Source organism: Streptomyces capoamus, assembly GCF_014654935.1.
Classification (GTDB): domain Bacteria; phylum Actinomycetota; class Actinomycetes; order Streptomycetales; family Streptomycetaceae; genus Streptomyces; species Streptomyces capoamus.
Window position 1 is genome coordinate 97,742 of sequence record NZ_BNBF01000015.1, and the last position, 1,866, is coordinate 99,607.

Here is a 1,866-nt window from a genome sequence, read left to right on the forward strand (position 1 = left end):
CCCAGCACATCATCGACTACCGCACCCAGCACGGCGGTTTCCGCTCGGTGGACGAACTGCGCGAGGTGAACGGCATCGGCGACCGCCGGTTCACCGATCTGCGCCGGCTGGTACGGCCATGAGCCGCGCGCCCGGCACCACCGAAGCGCGCACCGGCGACACCGAACCGCGCACCGGACACGAGCAAGGAGGGACCGCGCACGCCGGCCGGGACGGTCCCCTGGACCTGCGCCTGGTGCCGCCCGCGCTCGCGGCCTGGGCCACCGCGGCCCTGACCCTGGACGCACCGGTGGCCCGGACCGCCGCGACCGCCGTCGTCTGCCTGGCCGGCGGCCTCCTCCTGCTGTCGGTGCGGCGGCCGTCAGGGGGCGGCCAGAACGCGCCGGCCGGGCGGCCGGAGGCCCCGGGCCCCGGTCCGAGCAGCCCTCGCAGCGCTGCGGCCGGCGCCGAGCGGGCGGTGCCGGCCGCAGCCGAGGCCGGCGCCGGACGCGGGAGGCGAGGCGGCGGGGCCGAACGCGCCGGGTGGGTGCGCGACCGGCTGAGCTGGGCACGGCCGGCCGTCGCGGCGGTGCTGCTCTGCGTCGCCGCCGCGGCCGCCTCCGCCGGACTGCACGGGGCCGACGTACGGCGCGGGCCGGTGCCCGAACTGGCCCGGCGGTTCGCGACCGTGACCGCCGAGGTCGAGATCAGTGGCGACCCGTGGCTGAGCAGTCCCCGGCTGCGCGGTGATCACGCGACACCCGTGGCGGTGCTGGCCAGGGCGGAGCTGCGCACGGTCGAGCAGACCGGCGGACGGCGGGTGCGGACCCGGACACCCGTGCTGATGATCATCGACCCGGACGTCCCGGCACCGGAAAGGCAAGGGGCGGGGACGGGGACGAGAACCGGAAGCCCCGGGCGTCCGCCGGCCGATGCCGGACAGGGCCCGTCGGCCGGGCGAGCCGGCTGGCTCGGAGTGCTGCCGTCCACCCGGCTGAGGGTGGCGGGCCGGCTGGCGCCCGCGCTGGCCTCCGGCGACCCGACCGCGGCGGTACTGCGGGTGCGCGGCCGGCCGGAGCCACGGATCGTGGCGGGACCCAGCGGCCCGCAACGCCTGGCGGCCCGCCTCAGAGCGGGCCTGCGGGAAGCGACCGAGGACCTGCCCGCGGACGCGCGGGCCCTGCTCCCCGGGCTGGTCGTCGGGGACACCTCGCGGATCACACCCGAGCTGGACCACGCCTTCGACGAGACGGACCTGGCCCACACGCTGGCCGTATCCGGCAGCAACCTCACCGTTCTGCTCGCGCTGCTCATCGGGCCGCCCGGACTGGCCCAGCGGGCCGAGCGCCGTGGTCTGGCCCCGCGGCTGGGGCTCTCACTGCGGGCGACGGCGCTGGTCGCGGGAGCGCTGACGCTGGGCTTCGTGGTCGTCTGCCGCCCCGACCCCAGTGTGCTGCGGGCCGCCGTCTGCGGCGCGGTGGCGCTGCTCGCCCTGGCCACCGGGCGCCGTAGGTCCCTGGTCCCGGCGCTGGCCACGGCCGTCCTGGTGCTGGTGCTGTACGACCCGTGGCTGGCCCGCAGTTACGGCTTCCTGCTGTCCGTGCTGGCCACCGGCGCGCTGCTGGTGATCGCGCCGGGCTGGAGCGAGGCGTTGCGCCGGCGCCGGGTGCCTCCCCGGCTCGCCGAGGCGCTGGCGACGGCCGCCGCGGCGCAGGCGGTGTGCGCGCCGGTCGTGGCGGTGCTGTCGGCCCGGGTGAGCCTGGTGGCGGTGCCGTGCAACCTGCTCGCCGAAGTGGCGGTGGCACCCGCGACGGTGCTGGGGTTCGCCGCGCTCGCGACGGCACCGGTGGCGATGCCGGCGGCCAAGGCACTCGCCTGGTGCGCGAG

At 78.1% G+C, this 1,866-nt stretch carries 2 protein-coding genes; both read left to right on the forward strand.

From position 1 onward, the window contains the following. A partial coding sequence (locus IE312_RS41425) for a ComEA family DNA-binding protein (protein WP_229900346.1) occupies positions 1-122 on the forward strand: 122 nt, incomplete at its 5' end. Beyond that, positions 119-1,866: ComEC/Rec2 family competence protein (locus tag IE312_RS41430; RefSeq protein WP_229900316.1), on the forward strand; the 1,748-nt coding region annotated here is incomplete at its 3' end. The genes IE312_RS41425 and IE312_RS41430, both read left to right, overlap by 4 nt.